The following is a 19,674-nucleotide window of genomic DNA, read 5'->3' on the forward strand; positions in this document are numbered from 1 at the left end:
CTGGGCTACGCAGCGGTTCTGCTTCTACTTCTGGCTATTCGGGCCGCATTTGTACACGCTCCATAGCCCAGGGCTTCCGCCCTGGGAACTCCAGCCGACCATATGAATTCCATCATTCTACTTTCCGTTCTGGGCCTGGGTAACCTCTTCCTGGGGTTCCGTCGCTCCAACCGGCTGCTGCTGCCCGTGATGATGCTCATCCTGGGCCTGGTGCTGACGGTGAACTTCCTCGATTGGGGCACGTCTGAGTCGTTCTTCCACGGCATGCTCACCATCGACAACTTCTCGGTGGCCTTCACCGGCATCGTGCTGCTCACGGCATTGGTGCTGATTCCCTTCTCCCAGAAATACGTGCTCGACGGCGAAAGCAACCTGGCCGAGTACTACTCGCTGCTGCTGTTCTCGCTGGTGGGGGCTATCATGCTGGTGAGCTACAACCACTTGCTGATGCTGTTTCTGGGCATCGAAATCCTGAGCGTGGCCATGTACGTGCTGGCCGGCTCCGATAAGCGCAACCTGCGCTCCAACGAGGCCGCCCTCAAGTACTTCCTCATGGGCGCCTTCTTCACCGGCATCCTGCTCTTTGGCATGGCGCTGCTGTACGGCGCTACCGGCACGTTCGTGCTCAGCGAAATCAGCTTCGCGGTGCAGAACCCGGCTCCCGGCTTCGAGTCGCTGAAGCCGATGCTTTACATTGGCATGCTGCTGATGCTGATTGGTATCGGCTTTAAAGTATCGGCCGCGCCGTTCCACTTCTGGACGCCCGACGTGTACGAGGGTACGCCCACGTTCTTCGCCGCTTTCATGAGCACCATTGTGAAGACGGCCGGTTTCGCCGCCTTCCTGAAGCTGCTGGTGCAGGCCTTCCCGGCCGCCAACGCCCAGGGTATCTGGCTGCCCACCCTCACCGCCATGTGCGTGCTCACGCTGCTCATCGGCAACGTAGGCGCCGTGGCCCAGACCAGCATCAAGCGCATGCTGGCCTACTCCAGCATCTCCCACGCCGGCTACCTGCTGATTGCACTGGTAGCCTACAACGGTCAGCTGGAAGGCGCTTCGGCCAACGGCATTTTGTTCTACTCGCTGGCGTACTCGGTAGCCACAGTAGCCGCCTTCGGGGTGGTGAAGCTGGTGGCTGATGCCCGCATGCGCGAGGACTACAACGGCCTGAACGGGCTGGCCAAAACCAACCCGCTGCTGGCCTTCTCGCTCACGGTATCCATGCTGAGCCTGGCCGGCATTCCGCTCACGGGTGGCTTCTTCGGCAAGTTCTTCGTGTTTTCGGCCGCCGTGGAGAATGGCTACATCGGCCTCGTAGTGTTTGCCGTGGTGATGTCGATGGTGAGCATTTACTACTACCTGCGCCCCATCATTGCCATGTACATGCGCGACATCGACGCCGAAACCGCCGAAGCCGTGCCCGTTACCACCTTCCAGGCCGGCGCGCTGCTGCTGCTGGTGGCCCTCACAGTGCTGCTGGGCGTGCTGCCCGGTCTGGTAGCCGGCGCGCTGTAAACCACCACGCTTCCACAAGCTTCAAAAGCGTCTCTGCCTCTCCGGCGGAGACGCTTTTTTGTTGCCAACCTCTGCCAAAATGCTGGTGAATATTCCGTCGTGAGTTGTAGAGACGCAATATTTTGCGTCTCATCATTGCTGATGTTGTTGCGTCCGTGCCCCACCCCATCGTTCAACGTAGAGACGCAAAATATTGCGTCTCTACATCGTTTCCGCACTGTACTGCGCACCGAACCGTTACCGGCAGTTTGCCTTACTTGCGCCAATATTCACCGTTCCTTATCTGTGCTATGAAACGCGTCGGCTTTCTGTTTTGCCTGGTATTCCCATTTGCTGCTCCTGCTCAAACGGCGTCTGCCCCCAGCTTGCCCGAGCAGAGCTTCGAGCAGTTCTGGCAGACCTTCCGCGACCATTACGCCTTCTTCCCACTGAAGCAAGTGGATTGGGACGCCACCTACCGCGCCTACCGCCCCCTCATTACGGCCCAGACGCCGCCGGATTCCTTGGTGCAGGTGTTCGGCCTGATGGTGGCGCCGCTGCAGGATGGGCACATCACCATCAGCCGGGGCGAAACCATCCTGTTCAAGGGGGAAAGCCGCCGCAACACGTTCAAGCAAACCTTTAAGGCCGTGCAGCCCGAGTTCTGGCGGGTAGCCACGCAGCAGTTGCGGGCGGCCGGCTTCGGGCCGCTAAAAGGACTGGGGCCCGATTTCAAAGGCAAGCAGCCGCTCTACGTCAGCCGCAGCGGCGGCATTGGCTACCTGCACCTAACCCGCAACTTCGCTGACATCAGCGGGGCCATCGGCACCGACGCGCAGGAGAAGAAGGACCAGCAGCGGTTGGAGAAGCTGTTTTCGCAGGCGCTGAAGCAGTTGAGTGGCTGCCAGGTACTGCTGCTCGACATCCGCGACGACGGCGGCGGGCACAGCGGCGTGGAGCTGGCCGGCCACTTCGCCACCGAGCGGCAGCTCACCAGCTACAAAGCCCTGCGCCAGCCCGGCGGCTACGACCGGTTCACGGCGCCGCAGCCCGTGTACGTGACGCCCGCCGCCGGCCCGCGCTTCACCGGGCCGGTCATCCTGCTCACCTCCGACCAAACCGCCAGCGCCGCCGAGGATCTGACCATTGCCCTGAGCACGTTGCCCCAGGTGACGCACATAGGCACCGCCACTAAAGGCATGCTCTCCGACATGTACAGCGTGACCTTACCCAACGGCCTCGATGTGACCCTCTCCCATCAGCGCTATACCACTCCCGCCGGCCAGCTGCTGGAAGACGTGGGCGTGCAGCCGGATGTGGTTATCGAAAATACGGCCGCCGCCCTGGCTCAGGGCCAGGACCCGGTGCTACAGCAGGCCCTGGCAATGGCCCGGCAGCGGGCTCCCCGCTAGCCCGCCCGCAACCCGCCCGCCCCGCCCGGCTGGCCGGGGCTAGCTCACGCGTTTCAGCACCGTTTCCTCGCTGGCGTACACCACGGCCTCGTCGGGGAAGGGCTCGTCGCCGCGGAATTTCTGGAGCAGGCGGGCGGTGGTGATGATGTCCTTCTGGCAATAGCGGGCAATACGGGGCAAGTCGTTGTCCTCGTAGTACACCCGGGCCACGTCCTTGCCCTGGATGTCGTCCTTGGGCGTGGGGATGCCGAACATGGCCGCCAATAAGCTTAGGGACGTAAACGACTTCCGGTCACCGAACTTCCAGAGTTCCATGGTATCCAGGTGAGGCACTTCCCAGGGCTTTTTGCCGGCTGTATCGAGGTGGGGCGGCAGGGGCAGGCCGTTGATGAGCAGGCGGCGCGAGAGGTAGGGAAAGTCGAACTCCTTACCGTTGTGCCCGCAGAGCCGGAACTGCGGCCGGTGGCTGATGACGGCGCTGAACTCGCGCAACAATTCCCGCTCGTCGTGCCCGTAGAACGACTTCACGCTGAAGCGCAGCGCCCCGTCGGCGGCGTACCGGAACCGGCCCACCGAAATGCACACTACCCGCCCGAACTCGGCGTAGATGCCGGCCTGCTCAAACAGGGCCGCGGCGTGCAGGGTATCGGGCAGGGGCGCAATGTGGTCGTGGTGGGAAATCCAGCCTTTCTCGCGGCGCAGGGCGTGGCACTTATGCTCCCAGAGCTCCTTGAGCATCTCGTGCAGGTCGTCGTGGCAGCCCACGCAGGGGACGGTTTCGATATCGAGCACGAAGACTTCCTCAAGCTTCAGGTCACGGAGCAGACGCATGGCGGGCAGCGGTAAAACGGGGCGGATAAGGGAATATAGGGGTTTTGGCGTCATTGGCCGTCAAGCTGCTGCCCGCCTACGTCTTTCTTTTTCAGGACGACTCCATTATCTTGGTTCTATGAACCGAGCATACGAGGAAGTTATTGAGTGGCTGTCCGGTGGCTTCACCCCCGCCGATTTAGTGGCGTATCGTCCTTCGGAAACTGTTCAGCAGCGGGTAGCGGAGCTTATCCGACAGGAAAAAACCGAAGGGCTGCCAGCTCCAGAAACGGCGGAACTGGGGCATTATCTGCAACTAGAGCACCTTCTGCGCCTGGCCAAGGCCCGCGCCCGCCACCGCTTGGCCGCGTGAGCAGTTCCTACATTGGGACCGTGCTCCGCCGCCTGGTTGCCACCCGGGCAAACAACCGCTGCGAATACTGTCGGATTCACGAAGACGACACCTTCCTGGGCTGCCAGATTGACCACGTTATCAGCGAGAAGCATGGTGGACCCACGACGGCTGAAAACCTGGCCTATGCCTGCGCTTTCTGCAACCGTAACAAGGGCAGCGATATTGCCTCACTGGCGGCTGATGGGACGCTGACCCGGCTTTTCCATCCCCGTATTGACGACTGGTCCACGCATTTCGTGGTCGTAGGCAATACCATCCAAGGCCGCTCTACCGTCGGGCAGGTCACGGCACAACTGCTGGGCTTCAATGTCCCAGAGCGGCTATTGGAGCGGGAATCACTACGCGAAACAGGTAGGTTCCCTTAATTCCACTATTCGACAAGCTAATGGCAACTGACGGCGTTAAAATTATAGACGGCGACCACGCCCACGACGTGTACCACACGTTCATGGATTTATATGATGCGGGTGCCTCGCTGCCCGAAATAGCCGCGGCTGTTGAACCGTTGAATGTTGGGGATGATGTTGACACCGAAATCTTCGTGACGGCATACGCGCTGGCGTTATGGGAAATCGGGGAACTGAACGAAGCAGTGCGCGCCGGAGTAGCAGAAGTCATCGAGCGAGGCGCCTTTGCCACCTACTTAACCGAGCAGGAAGGCTTACCCGCAGAAGGGCGGCGGCGCTACAAAGTGCTGGAGCGGTTCTGGCAGAAAATCAATCAGCCCAACCCCAGGATTCGCAAACGCCGAAACTACAAACCAGCCAAGACTTTCATTTTCAATGACGGCGACGTGCTGGCTTTTCAGCTGCCTGATGGCAGTTACCGGGCTACCATCATGGCGCAGCTTGAGTCGCGCCGAAACAGGCATATGTACCAATTCATTACGACCACTTATCACGGCATAAAACGGCCAACTATGGAGGACATTATGACATCAAAAGCAGTAGGCAGATGGCTTCGGAGCTCAACTGACGCGATGTGGGGTCTCGATTTCATACTCGCTGGCCCTAAACCGCTTCGCGCCTACGCTCAGGAGTTTGAGCGAATAGGCACCATAACTATTGAACCGGATCTTATGCGTTATTCATCCTACTGTTACGCTACTGATTTCCAAGAATTCACCAATCACTATCAATACCTTGCAACATCCAACGACCACCAGAGAGTTGGTCTTGCCATTACAGACACCATGAAGCACTAAACCACAACGGCGGCCCCTGATTCCTCAAAGGCCGCCGTTGTGGTTCAAGAAAAGAAGTGCCGCTTATTTCGTCACTACGTCCGTTTTGATGCTCAGCTCCTTCAACTGGGCGCCGGAGATTTCCGAGGGCGAGTCGATCATCACGTCGCGGCCGGAGTTGTTTTTGGGGAACGCGATGAAGTCGCGGATGGAGTCGGCGCCGCCGAAGAGGCTGCAGAGGCGGTCGAAGCCGAAGGCAATGCCGCCGTGGGGGGGCGCGCCGTACTCGAAGGCGTCGAGCAGGAAGCCGAACTGGGCTTTGGCTTCTTCCTCACTAAAGCCCAGCAGGCTGAACATGCGGGCCTGCACCGCGCGGTCGTGGATGCGGATGGACCCGCCGCCCACTTCCACGCCGTTAATCACCATATCGTAGGCGTTGGCGCGGACTTGGCCGATGGTTTCCGGATTGTCCAGCAGGGCCATATCCTCGGGTTTGGGCGAGGTGAAGGGGTGGTGCATGGCGAAGTAGCGGCCTTCCTCCTCGATGTACTCGAGCAGGGGGAAGTCGACCACCCACAGGGCCGAGAAGGTGTCTTTGTCGCGCAGGCCGAGGCGCTGGCCCATTTCGAGGCGCAGCTCCGAGAGGGCCTTGCGGGTTTTATCGGCCGGACCGGCCAGCACCAGCAGCAGGTCGCCGGGCTGGGCGTTGAAGGCGGCTTTCCACTGCTGGAGCTGCTCCTGGCCGTAGAACTTATCGACCGACGACTTCACGTTACCGTCGGCCTCCACGCGGGCGTACACCAGGCCGGTGGCGCCAATCTGGGGGCGTTTCACGTAGTCGGTCAGCTCGTCGAGCTGCTTGCGGGTGTAGCTGGCCGCGCCGGTAGCGCAGATACCCACTACCAGTTCGGCGGCCTCAAACACCGGGAAGTTGTGGCCCTTGGCCACGTCGTTGAGCTCCACGAACTTCATCTCGAAGCGCGTGTCGGGCTTGTCGTTGCCGTAGAAGCGCATGGCGTCCTGGTAGGTCATGCGGGGCAGCGTCCCGATTTCCAGGTTCTTCACCTCGCGGAACAGGTATTGCACCAAGCCCTCGAAGGTATTGAGGATGTCCTCCTGCTCCACGAACGACATTTCGCAGTCGATCTGGGTGAACTCGGGCTGGCGGTCGGCGCGCAGGTCCTCGTCGCGGAAGCACTTCACAATCTGGAAGTACCGGTCGAAGCCCGACACCATCAGCAGCTGCTTGAAGGTCTGGGGGCTCTGGGGCAGGGCGTAGAACTCGCCGGGGTTCATGCGCGAGGGCACCACGAAGTCGCGGGCGCCCTCGGGCGTGCTCTTGATGAGGACCGGGGTTTCCACTTCGATGAACTCCTGGCCATCCAAGTAGCGGCGGGTGGCCTGGGCCACGCGGTGGCGCAGCATCAGGTTCTGGCGCACGGGGGCCCGGCGCAAATCGAGGTAGCGGTACTTCATCCGCAGGTCGTCGCCGCCGTCGGTGTCGTCTTCAATCAGGAAGGGCGGCAGCTTGGCGGGGTTCAGCACGTTGAGCTGCTCCACCCGGATTTCGATGCCGCCGGTGGGCATTTTGTCGTTTTTGGAGTGGCGCTCGGCTACTTTGCCGGTTACGCAGAGCACGAACTCGCGGCCCAGCTGGCGGGCCTGCTCGCGCACTTCGGCCGTTTCTACGCCTTCTTCCAGGGCCAGCTGGGTGAGGCCGTACCGGTCGCGCAAATCCACCCACAGAATGCCGCCTTTGTCGCGGGTGCGCTGTACCCAGCCGCAGAGCGTAACGGTTTGGCCAATATGTTCAGGGCGCAGTTCGCCGCAGGTGTGGGTTCGGAGCATAGGTCTATATTTTTGGCGAAGATACTTTATGGAGCGGTGAGTAGGGAGAAGTGAGACCTGAGACGGCCCCGCTTTCTTTCGGATAAGTCCCGATTAGCTTTCCCGCGGCGGTTCGCGGAGAGTTGCGTAGAGAATAGAAGGCAGGTGCAATGTGGAGCAAGCAGGAAGGTGTGAGCGACACCAAGAACCTACCCAGCTATAGCTTAGGTTTGGTTATGGTAACTTTCACAGATGTGGTTTGCCAAGTCCTGTTGGCCGACCCAGGCAACTTTGGCTGGCCCGCGACACCAATCTGCCGCTCCTCCTTGCGCCACGGACAGCCTACTACTAAGGATGCCGGCGGATTTTATGAGTTTAGATGCCTTTCGAGTAGACTAAGAAATTCGATCAGGGATTGCTCACCGAGCAAATACATAAATTCAGCATCTGATTGTATCCATTGGCCGAGTATTGCGAATACCAAAAACTATCGAAGCTGTCTACAAAGTCGGCTTTTTTACGAGTCTGTCATCCTGAGCGTAGCGAAGGATCTTTTCATGGCTGCACAATGGCGGCTCAGTCATGATAAGGTCCTTCGCTGCGCTCAGGATGACAGAATTTTCGATTTTTTAAACAGCTTCCCTATAAAACAAGACAAATCATATGGTAAATTTCATTCTACTTGCCATCACCTTGATCTGTTGGCCGAGTATTTCATTGTCGCAGAATCTGAACCGCCCCTCCGATACGATGCGTTTCTATGCGACTGTTTATCTGAGTTCCAGTAACTATTTATTTAATTTTCAAACGGTTCCCCAGGTACGTTCAATACGGCCTTGGAGAGTAGATATTGGTTTGGATCTGACTTCCAGAATAGCCCTGCAAGCAGGATTTATGGCTTCCAGGCCAAACGGCGAATCTTCAAGTACTGGCTTTGCTCCCGGCCAACGCACGGACATAACTGAAAAAGATGGTGGAATAGAACTCGCAGCCCCCGTTCTCATTCGCTATTGTTTCACTAAGAAGCCGTCTGAAAAGCTGAAATTCGATGCAATAGGTGGGCTAACATTTGGGTATAGTAACCCTAGTCTTACCAGAATTCGCCTAATTAATGGTCAAGTTGTTGAGAAAATTGTAACGGAGTCTAAGCTCAGTAGCAGCTATATCACAGTTGGTCTGGGTGGGCGCTGGGTATTTTCGCCACGCTGGGAGGCAGTGTTTGACTGGACTCTTAGTCGGAATATAGCACCGGTAGATGACTTTGTATATACTCTGGCCGGGACGCGCAATGGCATAACCAGAAGCCTGGGACTGGGAGTCCGGTATCGTTTTGGTTTCGCTAAAAAACCGAATCACGAACAGGAGTTTACTACCAGATAAAGTATTTTCATCAATGAAAAATGCCCGCTGAATCATCTCGGCGGGCGTTTTGGCTATACGCCTGAGAGAGTGTGTGTGTAATTGTCGGCAGCCCCCGGACCAAGACACAGACAACGCTCATGGCAATGACAGATTCATCTTGCCGCGTGCAGACCTCCGCAGTCATCCGCGAGAAAACTTTACGCCCCCTCGTGTAATGCCAGCCCTTTGCCAACGATACAGCCTCCGTAAGCCCGTTGCCCCCTCAGGAAGCCGGGTTGGTTGAAAAGCACCGGTTGTTCATGCAGGTTCTTCTATGTTTGTTGGCGCCTCTTCCGGCAGCCTTCGCCTCTGTCCTTCATCCTTTTTCTATGGAACTCCGCATCGAGCACCTTTCCAAAACCTACGCCAACGGCACCCACGCCCTGCGCGACGTCACGCTCACCATTCCGACCGGCATGTTCGGCCTGCTGGGCCCCAACGGGGCGGGCAAATCGAGTCTGATGCGCACCATTGCCACCCTGCAGGAGGCAGACAGCGGCAGCATTACGCTGGGCGAGCTGGACGTGCTGCGCGACAAAGACGCCGTGCGCCGGGTGCTGGGCTACCTGCCCCAGGAGTTCGGGGTGTATCCTAAGATTTCGGCCGAGGAGCTGCTCGACCACTTCGCCGTGCTCAAGGGCATCTCGGACAGCAAGCAGCGCCGCGACATTGTGGCGGGGCTGCTGCACCGCACCAACCTGTATGAGGTGCGCAAGAAGAACCTGGGCGGCTACTCGGGCGGCATGAAGCAGCGCTTCGGCATTGCCCAGGCCCTGCTGGGCAACCCCCGCCTGATTATCGTGGATGAGCCCACCGCCGGCCTCGACCCGGCCGAGCGTAACCGCTTCCATAACCTGCTGGCCGAAATCGGGGAGAACATCATCGTGATTCTGAGCACCCACATCGTGGGCGACGTGAGTGACTTGTGCCGCAACATGGCCATCATCAACAAAGGCCAGGTGCTGCTCACCGGCGACCCGCTGGTGGTGATGCAGGAGCTGCGGGGCCAGGTGTGGCGGCGCGAAATTGACAAGGAGCTGCTGCCCGCGCTCCAGCAGGAGCAGCAGGTGATTTCCACCCGCCTGTTTGCCGGCCGCACCATCGTGCACGTGGTAGCCGGCAGCCAGCCCGGCCCGGAGTACGACGGCGTGGAACCCACCCTGGAGGACGTGTACTTCGCCCGCATCAAACAGGCGGAGCAGGCGGTGAATGTGTGAGTGGTGAATGAGTGAGTTGACAGCTAATTAAGTCTCTGCCTAACTCAACGCCTTCCGCTTCCCCTCCTAGCTCCCTCAGCTCCTAACTTCTCCTCCATGTTTCTACAGATATTCAAATTTGAGCTTTGGTACCGGCTGCGGCGGCCGGCTACGTACATTTATTTCGGCATTCTGCTGGTGCTGTCGGTGCTGCTGGCCCTGCTGACGGGGGGCTTCTTCGAGGGCATCACGGCCGTAGTGGGCAGCAGCAAGGTCCACCTGAACTCGCCCTTCACCATCAATGGGCTGACCAGCGTGCTGACGCTACTGCCGGGCGTGCTGCTGGTGTCGGCCATGTTCGGGCCGGCCGTGCTGCGCGACTTCGGCTCGCAGATGCACCCGCTGCTCTTCACCACGCCCATCAGCCGGTGGGGCTACCTGGGCGGGCGGTTTTTTGGGACCCTGGTGGTGACCCTGCTCATGATGGGCGGCATCGGGCTGGGGCTGTTTATCGGGTCCCTGTTTCCGGGCATTCCGGCCGACCGGCTGGGGCCCTTTCACCTCAGCTACTACCTGGCGCCCTACCTGACGTTTGTGCTGCCCAACGTGCTGCTGACGGGGGCCATCTTCTTCGCCCTGGCCACCCTCACGCGCCAGGCCCTGAGCACCTACGTGGGCAGCATCGTGTTCCTAGTGCTCTACTTCGTGGCCCAGGCCCAGCTCGCCGACCTCGACAACCAGACCCTAGCGGGCCTGCTCGACCCCATGGGCAACGGCGCTACGGCATTGCTGACCAAGTACTGGACGCCGGTGGAGAAAAACGCGCGGCTGGTCCTGCCCACCGGCCTGCTGGGCCTCAACCGCCTGCTGTGGCTGCTTGTGGGCCTGCTGCTGCTGGGGTTCTGCTTCCTGCGCTTCCGTTTCGAGCAGGGCGCTACCGGCAGTGCCAAGCGGAGCCGGCCCCAGGCCGCGCCCGGCGTGGTGGTGGCCCCCGCCGCCCCGGTGCTGCTGCCGCCCGTGGAGCAGCACTTTGGCTTTGCCCAGTACTTCCGGCAGTACCTGCGCCTGACCTGGCTGAGCTTGCGCGACGTGCTGCGCAGTCCCTACTTTATTGCCATTGTGGCGGCCGGGCTGGCGTTTCTGCTGGCGGCGAGTCTGCAGATCGGGAAGATTTTTGATACCACCACCTACCCGATAACGGCCCAGGTGATTGAGATTCTGTCGGGCTCGTTCTCGCTGTTCGTGCTGGCCATCGTCACGTTTTACGCCGGCGAGCTGGTGTGGAAGGAGCGCGACGCCCGCCTCCACCAGCTGCACGACGCGCTGCCCATCCCTAACTGGGTGCCGTTTGCCAGCAAGCTCACGGCCCTGCTGCTGGTGCCGGTGGTGCTGCTGGTGGTGGTGATGGTGTTTGGTATTCTCACCCAGCTGGTGTCGGGCTACACCCACCTCGAGCTCGGGCTCTACCTGCGCTGGCTGTTCGGGCTCCGGCTGGTAGACTACTGGCTGGTGGTGGTGCTGGCCGTGGTAGTGCACGTGGTGGTCAACCACAAGTACCTGGGCCATTTCGTGATGGTGCTTTACTACGTGTTCCTGCTCTTTGCCGGGCAGCTGGGCCTGGAGCACAACCTGCTGCTGTTCGGCTCCGACTCGGGCATCCGCTACTCCGATATGAACGGCTTCGGCCACTTTGTGGGGCCCTACCTCTGGTTCAAGCTCTACTGGGCGTTGCTGGCCGTGGCCCTGGCCATTGGGGCCAACCTGCTGTGGGTGCGCGGCTCGGAAACCGACTGGACTACCCGCCGCGCCCTGGCCGGCCGCCGCTTTACCGGCCCCGCCCGGGCGGCCCTGCTGGTGGCGCTGCTGGGCTTCGCGGCCGTGGGCAGCTGGATTTTCTACAACACCAACGTGCTCAACACCTACCGCGGCAGCAAGGCCCGCCAGCAGCTCACCGTGGAGTATGAGCAGAAATACGGCCGCTTCCGCCGCACGCCCCAGCCCCGCATTGTGGCCGTGGAGGTGCAGGTAGACCTGTTTCCGGAGCAGCAGGAGGCGCACGTGCGGGGCCAGTACTGGCTGCGCAACAAAACGCGCGCCGCCCTCGACACCGTCATTCTCAACATGCCTTCCAACGAGCAGGTGCGCATCCGGCAGCTGCAGCTCGGGGCGGGCGGCAGCGCCGCCGTGCTGGCCGATTCCGTGCTGGGCTTCTACGTGCAGCGCCTGCCCCAATCCCTGGCCCCCGGCGATTCGCTGGCCCTCACGTTTGATTTGTACTACGATGCCCCCGGCTTCGAGCAGCAGACTGCCCGCACCAATATCGTGGCCAATGGCACGTTCGTCAACAACGACAACCTGCCCCACCTGGGCTACAGTGAAAGCGGCGAGCTGAGCGAGGAAAGTGCCCGCAAGAAGTTCGGCCTCAAGCCCAAGCTGCGCATGGCCCGCCTCGAAGACACCACCGCCCGCGCCAACACCTACATTGCCTCCGACGCTGACTGGGTGCGCTTCGCCGCCACCGTGAGCACCGTGCCCGACCAGCTGGCCCTGGCCCCCGGCTACCTGCAAAAAGAGTGGACCGAAAACGGCCGCCGCTACTTCCGCTACGCCATGGACGCACCCATCCTGGATTTCTACTCGTTCCAGTCGGCCCGCTACGCCGAGCGCCACGCCAAATGGCGCGACGTGGACATCACGATTTACTACCAGCCCGGCCACGAGTACAACCTGGACCGCATGGTGCGCGGGGTGCAGGATGGGCTGAGCTATTTCACCAAAAACTTCGGGCCTTACCAGCACCGGCAGGTGCGCATCGTGGAGTTCCCGGGCTACTCGGCCTTCGCCCAGTCGTTCCCGAACACCATTCCGTTCTCGGAAAACATCGGCTTCATTGCCAAAGTGGACACCGCCAACCCCAAGGACGTGGACTACCCCTACTACGTGACGGCCCACGAAGTGGCGCACCAGTGGTGGGCCCACCAGGTTATCGGGGCCAATGCCCAGGGCGGTACGCTGCTCTCGGAAACCCTCTCGCAGTACGCGGCCCTGATGGTGATGAAGCAGAAGTACGGAGCGGAGCGCATGCGTAAGTTCCTCAAGTACGAGCTCGACACTTACCTGCGCGGCCGCAGCACCGAGCGCGTGGCCGAGCAGCCCCTCTACCGCGTCGAAAACCAGCAGTACATCCACTACCGCAAGGGCTCGGTGGTAATGTATGCCCTGGCCGACTACCTCGGCGAAGACAAGGTGAACCAGGCGCTGAGTAGCTACCTGAACAAAGTGAAGTTCCAGCAGCCGCCCTACACGACCTCCCTGGACCTGCTCCGTGAGTTCCGCCAGGTAACGCCCGACTCCCTGCAGTACCTGCTCACGGATATGTTCGAGCGCATCGCCCTCTACGAGAACAAGGCCGACTCCGTGACGGCCCGCCAGCTGCCCGACGGCCGCTACCGGGTGGACATGGTGCTCAGCGCCAAAAAGGTGTATGCCGACAGCCTGGGCAACGAAACCCCGGCCCAAAAAATGAACGACCTGATTGACGTGGGCGTGCTGGCCCGCAAAAAAATCCGGGGCCAGTGGCAGGACGTGGTGCTTTACCGCCAGAAGCGCCGCTTCCGCCCGGGCGTTACCCGCCTGAGTGTCCTCGTGCCCGAAAAGCCCGAAAAAGCCGGCATCGACCCCTACAACCTGCTCATCGACCGCACCCCCGACGACAACCTGAAAACGGTGACGCTGGAGAAGAAGTAGCCGGCACATAGCGCGCAGGCCAAAGGGAATAAATAGAACGTCAGGCTGCATTCGGCCTGACGTTCTATTTATCGGCCCCTCCGCCACAGATTCGCCGTTTTTTAGTTCGATCAACATATTTGGCCTGACTTCTGTAAAGGGAAAGTCAGTACGGTACTTTTCCCTGACTTTCGGCCTTCTTTCTTCGATATGAAACGCGCTCTTCTACTCGCCCTTTCCGCCACGCTGCTTTCCTTGCCGGCCGCCCAGGCCCAGACCAAAATCAAGACCAAGGCCAAAGCGGCCAACGGTACCGAAGTAAAGTCCAAGAGCGACGTGGAGCCGGTTACCCTCAACGGCCCCATCAAGCGCGTCGAGACGCTGTCGGGCATTGATATTTTCCCGGCTTCGGGGGGGCAGAGCATCATGCTCAGCTTCACCCAGCAGTTTACCAAGCCCGGCACGCTCACCGTCACCAACTACAAGAAGCAGGCCGTGTACACCACCGCCCTGGACCCGCAGACCAACACCGGCGCGCCCGTGGATCTGGGCCGCATTCCGGCCGGCACCTACCTGGTAGAGGCCAAAACCGGCAACTACGTGTACTGGAAGAAGGTGATGATTAAATACCCCTCCGTGGCCTCTGCCAGCCGCAGAAAGCGCCGCTAAGTTCCGGTCCGGCCGCTGCTTCGGCCCCGCCTGCCGGGCTTCGGGCCGGGCCCTGGCTCCGAAGTCGTCCCGACTTCGGAGCTTTGTGTTTTCCGCCGGCTGCTTTTCGGGCCGGTTTCGTTTCCCGTTTTACCTGCCATGTCCGCTACGTTCCGCCTGTTCCGCTTTGCCCCGCTCCTGTTGCTGCTGGCCGCTTTGGTCGCCTTCGCGGGGCCGAAGCTCAAGAAAACTGCCGTTGCCAAAAACCTCACCATCGGGGTTCCCGAGGGCTTCGCGGCCCTGCCCGACGACGGCATTGCGGCCAAATACCCCGCCCAGCGCCGCCCCCTGGCCGTGTTCAGCAGCCCCAACGGCCGCGTGGATATGAGTGTGGCCCAGAAGCCCACCACTTTCAGCAACCGCGACTACGCCCTGCTGCTCAAGATTTACAAGGCCAGCATCCAGAACATGTACGGCAAGGTGCAGTTCCTGCGCGAAGACATCCAGACCGTCAACAAGCGCGACTTCGTGGTCCTCGAATTCGTGTCGACCGTAACCGATAACCGCCGCGGGGGCGGCACGCTGGCGCCCATCCGCAAGTACCAGCTGGTGCAGTACGCCATCGAGGGCGACCAACTCTACGTGTTCACCTTCGACGCCCCCGCCGAGGAGCAGGCCCAGTGGCAGCCCACCGCCCGCGAAATCATGAGTAGCGTGGTGCTGAAGTAGACGGGGAATGTGCGGAATGTGCCGCACGCGCAAGCAGACTGCAATTCATTTGTCACATTTGCCCACACTTCTCACATTCGCCCACATTTCGCCATGACTCTTTCCCTGTATTCCGACGAGCAGTACATGCGGGAGGCGCTCAAGCAGGCGCGGTACGCGTTTGAGGAAGATGAAATTCCGATCGGGGCCGTGGTCGTGCTCGACAAGCGCATCATCGCCCGGGCCTACAACCAGACCGAGAAGCTCCAGGATGTGACGGCCCACGCCGAAATGCTGGCCCTGACGGCCGCCGCCAACCACCTCGGCAACAAGTACCTGCACGAGTGCACTCTCTACGTAACCGTGGAGCCCTGCGTGATGTGCGCCGGGGCCAGCGCCTGGGCGCAGGTGCGGCGGGTGGTGTACGGGGCCGCCGAGCCCAAATTCGGCTACCGCCGCCACGGCCAGCTGCTGCATCCGCGGGCCGAAGTAGTGAGCGGCATCCTGGCTCCGGAAAGCGAGGAGCTGATGCGGGAGTTTTTCGCCCAAAAGCGGAAATAGGCTACTTTTGGCCGGCTGCCGTAACCCTATGCGGGCTGCGGCGGTTGAATAGGATAGCGTATGGAGTAGCGAGCTGCCGTTTTGCGGTCTTTTACAGCTTAGCGCAACATCTTCTCACTACTCCATACCCATTACTCAGTACTAACCTTCACCCCAACCCTTTCTACTATGGCTTTCGAACTGCCCCAACTGCCCTACGACTACTCCGCCCTGGAACCGCACATCGATGCCCAGACCATGGAGATTCACCATAGCAAGCACCACCAGGCCTACGTCACCAACCTCAACAATGCCATTGCCGGCACCGAGCTGGAAGGCAAGAGCCTCGAGGACCTGATGCAGAACATTGCTTCGGCTCCGGCGGCGGTGCGCAACAACGGCGGCGGCCACTTCAACCACTCCCTGTTCTGGACGGTACTCGGCCCCAACGGCGGCGGCGAACCTACCGGAGCCGTGGGCGAAGCCATTACTAAGGCGTTCGGCAGCTACGAGAAGTTCAAGGAAGAATTCACCAAGGCCGCCAGCACCCGCTTCGGCTCCGGCTGGGCCTGGCTCTGCAAGCAGGCCGATGGCTCGGTGCAGATTTGCTCCACCCCCAACCAGGATAACCCCCTGATGCCCGACGCCGGCTGCAAAGGCACTCCCGTGCTGGGCCTCGACGTGTGGGAGCACGCCTATTACCTGAAGTACCAGAACAAGCGCCCCGACTACATCGCGGCTTTTTACAACCTCATCAACTGGGAGGAAGTAAACAAGCGCTTCCAGGCCGCCTAACCGGCTTCCATCTAAGTCACAAGAAAAACCTCCGTCCGTTAGGGTGGAGGTTTTTTTGTGGCTGCCGCCGATGCGTGCCACCCGCCCGCCGAAACCTTTTGGCAACTTCGCGGCTTTAGCCTCCGTTCGTGTAGCTACACTGAATGTAACCGGATGTCACCCATGGCTGATAAGCTCTTTTCGCCCGCCCAACTCGGCGCTATTACCCTCCGCAACCACGTCGTTATTGCTCCCATGACGCGCAGCCGCTCGTTGGGCAACGTGCCCGGCCCGCTGGTGGCCGAGTACTACGCCCAGCGGGCTTCCGCCGGCCTCATCATCACGGAAGGCACCTCGCCCTCGGCCAATGGCCTGGGCTACGCCCGCATTCCCGGCCTGTTCAACCAGGAGCAGGTGGCCGGCTGGAAGCTGACCACCGACGCCGTGCACGCCAAAGACGGCCGCATTTTCGTGCAGTTCATGCACACGGGCCGGGTGGCTCACCCCCTGAACCTGCCCGAAGGCTCCGAGCTGGTAGCCCCCTCGGCCGTGGCCGCCGCCGGCCAGATGTGGACCGACCAGCAGCAGATGCAGGACCAGCCCGAACCCCGCGCCCTGAGCACGGAAGAGGTAAAAGCGCTGGTGCAGGACTTTGTAAAAGCTGCCAAGCTGGCCATGGAGGCCGGTTTCGATGGCGTGGAGCTGCACGGAGCCAACGGCTACCTGCTCGAGCAATTCCTGAACCCCCACAGCAACCAGCGCACCGACGAGTACGGCGGCAGCCTCGAGAACCGGGCCCGCTTCGTGCTGGAAGTGGCCGCCGGCACCGTGGCCGCCATCGGGGCCGAGCGCACCGGCATCCGCCTCTCGCCCTGGGGCGTGTTCAACGACATGCAGGCCTACGACGGCGTGGACGAGCTCTACGGCTACCTGGCCACCGAGCTGCAGAAGCTCAACCTGGTGTACCTGCACCTGGTGAACCACGAGAGCATGGGCGCCCCCGCCGTGCCCGCCAAAACCGTGGACCTCATCCGCGAAAAATTCACCAACACCCTTATCCTGAGCGGCGGCTACGATGCGAAGCGGGCCGAAGCCGACCTGCAGAGCGGCCGTGCCGACCTCGTGGCATTCGGCCGCCCCTTCATCAGCAACCCCGATCTGGTGGAACGCATGCAGGCCGGCGCCGAACTGGCCGAAGCCGACCCGAGCACCTTCTATGCCCCCGGCCCCGAGGGCTTCCACCAAGGCTACACCGATTACCCCGCGCTGGCCGCAACCACTGCCAACGCCTAGCCTCGAGCGGTCTTTCCGGCCGGTATTGGCGCCCCCCGGCCTTGGTGGCCGGGGGGCGTTTTGCGTGTGGGCATCAGGGTTTTGGTTTGCCACGGGGCCGGGCCGGGGGGCCGCAGGCAGAGTCGGAGGCGTATGGCACCGGCTAGATTTCTCTATCTTTAGGTTCAAAATTGTGTTCCCCCCTTCTTTCAAACCCGAACCTACATGAGTACCAAGTTGCGGCTCATCATTCTGAGCTTTCTACAGTTTTTTATCTGGGGTTCGTGGCTGATTACCATCGGGGCCTACTGGTTTCAGACCAAGCAGTGGTCGGGTTCGGAGTTCGGGGCCATTTTCTCCACCATGGGCATTGCGTCCATCTTCATGCCCTCGCTCATGGGCATCGTGGCCGATAAATGGATGAATGCCGAGAAACTCTACGGCATTCTGCACATCCTGGGCGGCGTGGTGCTGTGTACCATCCCGCTGGTAGCCGACCCGAGCACCTTCTTCTGGGTGATTCTGCTGAACATGATTTTCTACATGCCCACGCTGGCCCTGAGCATTGCCGTGTCGTACTCGGTGCTCAAGCGTCAGGGCCTGGATGTGGTGAAGGACTACCCGCCCATCCGGGTCTGGGGCACCATCGGCTTCATTGTGGCTATGTGGACGGTGAGTCTGCTGGGCTTCGAGAAGTCGGCCAGCCAGTTCTACATTGCCGCCGCCGCCGCCTTCGCGCTGGGCATCTATTCCTTCACGCTGCCGGCCTGCCCGCCCACGGCCAAGGACACGCCCAGCCGCTCGCTGGTGGATGTATTGGGTCTCAAGTCGTTTGCCCTGCTGCGCGACACCAAGATGCTCACCTTCTTCCTGTTTGCCCTGCTGCTGGGCGCGGCCCTGCAGCTCACCAACGCCTACGGCGACACCTTCCTGCACGATTTCGACAAAGTGCCGGCCTACCAGGACACGTTTGCCGTGAAGTACCCGGCCATCATCATGTCCATTTCGCAGGTGTCGGAAACGCTGTTCATTCTGGCTATTCCGTTCTTTCTGCGCCGTTTTGGCATCAAGCAGGTGATGCTGTTCAGTATGATAGCCTGGGTGCTGCGTTTCGGGCTGCTGGCCTTCGGCACCCCCGATTCGCCCGGCATCTGGCTGATTATCCTCTCGTGCATTGTGTACGGTATGGCCTTCGACTTCTTCAACATCTCGGGCTCCCTGTTCGTGGAAACCCAGACGGCCTCCAGCATCCGGGCCAGTGCCCAGGGTTTGTTCATGATGATGACCAACGGCTTTGGCGCGGTGCTGGGCAGCTCCGTGAGCGGCATCGTGATTGAGCGTTTCTTCACCGATGCCAACGGCGTGAAAGATTGGCACAACATCTGGCTGGCCTTTGCCGCCTACGCCCTGGTTATTGCCGTGCTCTTTGTTGTCCTGTTCAAGCACAAGCACACCCCGCAGCAGGTAACCGAGGACCTGGAACACACCGAACCCCTGCTAAGCGTGGAGAATGCCTAGCTGATGGCTACGCGGATAGCCGCTGGCTTTTCCAGCATTCATACTGAGGTTAAAAAATAAACCCGCCGTGCTGATGCACGGCGGGTTTATTTTTGGTTCAGACCGGAAAGCTGTTAGCCAGCAGCTGATGGCTAACAGCTCAACTATTAGAACTGCTCGTCGGCCGAGAAGTAGAAGTCGCCTTCGATCTGGGCGTTTTCGTCGGAGTCGGAACCGTGTACGGCGTTGGCTTCGATGCTCTTGGCGTACTTCTTCCGGATGGTGCCTTCGGCGGCCTGGGCGGGGTTGGTAGCGCCAATCAGGGTGCGGAAATCCGCTACGGCGTTGTCTTTCTCCAGAATGGCGGCTACGATCGGGCCCGACGACATATACGACACGAGGTCGTTGTAGAAGGGGCGCTCCTTGTGTACTTCGTAGAATTTGCCGGCGCGCTCGGGCGTCAACTGTACTTTTTTCAGGGCAACGATGCGGAAGCCTCCTTCTTCGATCATGCTCAGGATGCCACCAATGTGGTTGTCCTGGGTAGCATCGGGCTTAATCATCGTGAACGTGCGGTTCGTGGCCATGGGGCAGTATGGTTAGGTTGAAATGAATTGCGCGGAGTTTGCGGCCGCAAAAGTAGGGGGAATTAGTTGAATGAGTGATGGGTTGTTCCGAAGTCCCAGGGCTGAAGCCCTGGGCTAATCAGGGAAGAAGAACAAAAACGCTACGTAGCCCAGGGCTTCAGCCCTGGGACTCCGGAACTAACAG

The 19,674-nt window shown here is 60.5% G+C and carries 17 protein-coding genes; 14 read left to right on the forward strand and 3 right to left on the reverse strand.

Annotation, left to right across the window (positions count from 1 at the left end; all coding sequences use genetic code 11):
- Window positions 1-102: 102 nt before the first annotated feature.
- Both KLP40_RS10005 and KLP40_RS10010 read left to right on the forward strand, forming a co-directional pair.
- Entirely contained in the window at window positions 103-1,515 is a 1,413-nt protein-coding gene (locus KLP40_RS10005; RefSeq protein WP_215593630.1) for an NADH-quinone oxidoreductase subunit N, read from the forward strand.
- 290 nt (window positions 1,516-1,805) lie between these two features.
- The gene (locus tag KLP40_RS10010; protein ID WP_215593631.1) at window positions 1,806-2,906 is read left to right on the forward strand and encodes a S41 family peptidase; all 1,101 of its coding nucleotides are present in this window, start codon (window positions 1,806-1,808) and stop codon (window positions 2,904-2,906) included.
- Window positions 2,907-2,945: 39 nt separating this feature from the next.
- Here the strand turns inward: KLP40_RS10010 and KLP40_RS10015 are convergent, their stop codons facing one another.
- Window positions 2,946-3,737 carry a 3'-5' exonuclease gene (locus KLP40_RS10015; RefSeq protein WP_215593632.1) on the reverse strand — a complete coding sequence of 264 codons (792 nt, stop codon included), beginning with the start codon at window positions 3,735-3,737 and terminating at the stop codon, window positions 2,946-2,948.
- A 118-nt stretch (window positions 3,738-3,855) separates the two neighbouring features.
- Here KLP40_RS10015 and KLP40_RS10020 point away from each other — a divergent pair, with 118 nt between their 5' ends.
- From KLP40_RS10020 to KLP40_RS10030, 3 genes are read left to right on the forward strand one after another with little or no spacing between them, the layout of a single operon-like run.
- Complete coding sequence (locus tag KLP40_RS10020) at window positions 3,856-4,089, forward strand: hypothetical protein (protein WP_215593633.1); 234 nt, start codon at window positions 3,856-3,858, stop codon at window positions 4,087-4,089.
- A gap of 20 nt (window positions 4,090-4,109) precedes the next feature.
- Window positions 4,110-4,496 (forward strand): HNH endonuclease, encoded by a 387-nt coding sequence (locus KLP40_RS10025; protein WP_215593634.1) that lies wholly within the window; start codon window positions 4,110-4,112, stop codon window positions 4,494-4,496.
- Window positions 4,497-4,516: 20 nt separating this feature from the next.
- Window positions 4,517-5,335 (forward strand): hypothetical protein, encoded by an 819-nt coding sequence (locus tag KLP40_RS10030; RefSeq protein WP_215593635.1) that lies wholly within the window; start codon window positions 4,517-4,519, stop codon window positions 5,333-5,335.
- Window positions 5,336-5,398: 63 nt separating this feature from the next.
- On the opposite strand, the gene aspS is transcribed toward KLP40_RS10030, so the two are convergent.
- Window positions 5,399-7,162 (reverse strand): aspartate--tRNA ligase, encoded by a 1,764-nt coding sequence (aspS, locus tag KLP40_RS10035; protein WP_215593636.1) that lies wholly within the window; start codon window positions 7,160-7,162, stop codon window positions 5,399-5,401.
- 642 nt (window positions 7,163-7,804) lie between these two features.
- On the opposite strand from aspS, the gene KLP40_RS10040 reads away from it, so the two are divergent.
- The 9 genes from KLP40_RS10040 to KLP40_RS10080 all read left to right on the forward strand — a co-directional run bounded on the left by KLP40_RS10040 (window position 7,805) and on the right by KLP40_RS10080 (window position 18,924).
- Window positions 7,805-8,521: a hypothetical protein gene (locus tag KLP40_RS10040; RefSeq protein WP_215593637.1), complete on the forward strand. Its 717-nt coding sequence runs from the start codon at window positions 7,805-7,807 to the stop codon at window positions 8,519-8,521.
- Window positions 8,522-8,871: 350 nt separating this feature from the next.
- Window positions 8,872-9,759 carry an ABC transporter ATP-binding protein gene (locus tag KLP40_RS10045; RefSeq protein WP_215593638.1) on the forward strand — a complete coding sequence of 296 codons (888 nt, stop codon included), beginning with the start codon at window positions 8,872-8,874 and terminating at the stop codon, window positions 9,757-9,759.
- Between the two features lie 96 nt (window positions 9,760-9,855).
- Entirely contained in the window at window positions 9,856-13,485 is a 3,630-nt protein-coding gene (locus tag KLP40_RS10050) for an ABC transporter permease/M1 family aminopeptidase (protein WP_215593639.1), read from the forward strand.
- A gap of 189 nt (window positions 13,486-13,674) precedes the next feature.
- Window positions 13,675-14,133, forward strand: a complete 459-nt coding sequence (locus KLP40_RS10055) for a T9SS type A sorting domain-containing protein (RefSeq protein WP_215593640.1) — start codon at window positions 13,675-13,677, stop codon at window positions 14,131-14,133.
- Between the two features lie 138 nt (window positions 14,134-14,271).
- On the forward strand, window positions 14,272-14,841 hold the full coding sequence (locus KLP40_RS10060; protein WP_215593641.1) for a hypothetical protein: 570 nt from the start codon (window positions 14,272-14,274) through the stop codon (window positions 14,839-14,841).
- Window positions 14,842-14,934: 93 nt separating this feature from the next.
- Window positions 14,935-15,381, forward strand: coding sequence for a nucleoside deaminase (locus KLP40_RS10065; RefSeq protein ID WP_215593642.1), 447 nt, complete (start codon window positions 14,935-14,937; stop codon window positions 15,379-15,381).
- 168 nt (window positions 15,382-15,549) lie between these two features.
- Window positions 15,550-16,155, forward strand: a complete 606-nt coding sequence (locus KLP40_RS10070) for a superoxide dismutase (RefSeq protein WP_215593643.1) — start codon at window positions 15,550-15,552, stop codon at window positions 16,153-16,155.
- A gap of 162 nt (window positions 16,156-16,317) precedes the next feature.
- On the forward strand, window positions 16,318-17,427 hold the full coding sequence (locus tag KLP40_RS10075) for an alkene reductase (protein ID WP_215593644.1): 1,110 nt from the start codon (window positions 16,318-16,320) through the stop codon (window positions 17,425-17,427).
- A gap of 204 nt (window positions 17,428-17,631) precedes the next feature.
- On the forward strand, window positions 17,632-18,924 hold the full coding sequence (locus tag KLP40_RS10080) for a nucleoside permease (RefSeq protein WP_215593645.1): 1,293 nt from the start codon (window positions 17,632-17,634) through the stop codon (window positions 18,922-18,924).
- A gap of 146 nt (window positions 18,925-19,070) precedes the next feature.
- On the opposite strand, the gene KLP40_RS10085 is transcribed toward KLP40_RS10080, so the two are convergent.
- A complete protein-coding gene (locus KLP40_RS10085; RefSeq protein ID WP_044014304.1) occupies window positions 19,071-19,490 on the reverse strand; it encodes a nucleoside-diphosphate kinase in 420 nt (139 codons plus the stop codon).
- Window positions 19,491-19,674 lie beyond the last annotated feature (184 nt).

It is taken from the genome of Hymenobacter piscis, assembly GCF_018760735.1.
Classification (GTDB): domain Bacteria; phylum Bacteroidota; class Bacteroidia; order Cytophagales; family Hymenobacteraceae; genus Hymenobacter; species Hymenobacter piscis.

Coding starts and splice junctions, on each gene's coding strand:
- KLP40_RS10005 (WP_215593630.1), top strand. CDS start 103: ATGAATTCCATCATTCTACTTTCCGTTCTGGGCCTGGGTAACCTCTTC.
- KLP40_RS10010 (WP_215593631.1), top strand. CDS start 1,806: ATGAAACGCGTCGGCTTTCTGTTTTGCCTGGTATTCCCATTTGCTGCT.
- KLP40_RS10015 (WP_215593632.1), bottom strand. CDS start 3,737: ATGCGTCTGCTCCGTGACCTGAAGCTTGAGGAAGTCTTCGTGCTCGAT.
- KLP40_RS10020 (WP_215593633.1), top strand. CDS start 3,856: ATGAACCGAGCATACGAGGAAGTTATTGAGTGGCTGTCCGGTGGCTTC.
- KLP40_RS10030 (WP_215593635.1), top strand. CDS start 4,517: ATGGCAACTGACGGCGTTAAAATTATAGACGGCGACCACGCCCACGAC.
- aspS (WP_215593636.1), bottom strand. CDS start 7,162: ATGCTCCGAACCCACACCTGCGGCGAACTGCGCCCTGAACATATTGGC.
- KLP40_RS10040 (WP_215593637.1), top strand. CDS start 7,805: ATGGTAAATTTCATTCTACTTGCCATCACCTTGATCTGTTGGCCGAGT.
- KLP40_RS10045 (WP_215593638.1), top strand. CDS start 8,872: ATGGAACTCCGCATCGAGCACCTTTCCAAAACCTACGCCAACGGCACC.
- KLP40_RS10050 (WP_215593639.1), top strand. CDS start 9,856: ATGTTTCTACAGATATTCAAATTTGAGCTTTGGTACCGGCTGCGGCGG.
- KLP40_RS10055 (WP_215593640.1), top strand. CDS start 13,675: ATGAAACGCGCTCTTCTACTCGCCCTTTCCGCCACGCTGCTTTCCTTG.
- KLP40_RS10060 (WP_215593641.1), top strand. CDS start 14,272: ATGTCCGCTACGTTCCGCCTGTTCCGCTTTGCCCCGCTCCTGTTGCTG.
- KLP40_RS10065 (WP_215593642.1), top strand. CDS start 14,935: ATGACTCTTTCCCTGTATTCCGACGAGCAGTACATGCGGGAGGCGCTC.
- KLP40_RS10070 (WP_215593643.1), top strand. CDS start 15,550: ATGGCTTTCGAACTGCCCCAACTGCCCTACGACTACTCCGCCCTGGAA.
- KLP40_RS10075 (WP_215593644.1), top strand. CDS start 16,318: ATGGCTGATAAGCTCTTTTCGCCCGCCCAACTCGGCGCTATTACCCTC.
- KLP40_RS10080 (WP_215593645.1), top strand. CDS start 17,632: ATGAGTACCAAGTTGCGGCTCATCATTCTGAGCTTTCTACAGTTTTTT.
- KLP40_RS10085 (WP_044014304.1), bottom strand. CDS start 19,490: ATGGCCACGAACCGCACGTTCACGATGATTAAGCCCGATGCTACCCAG.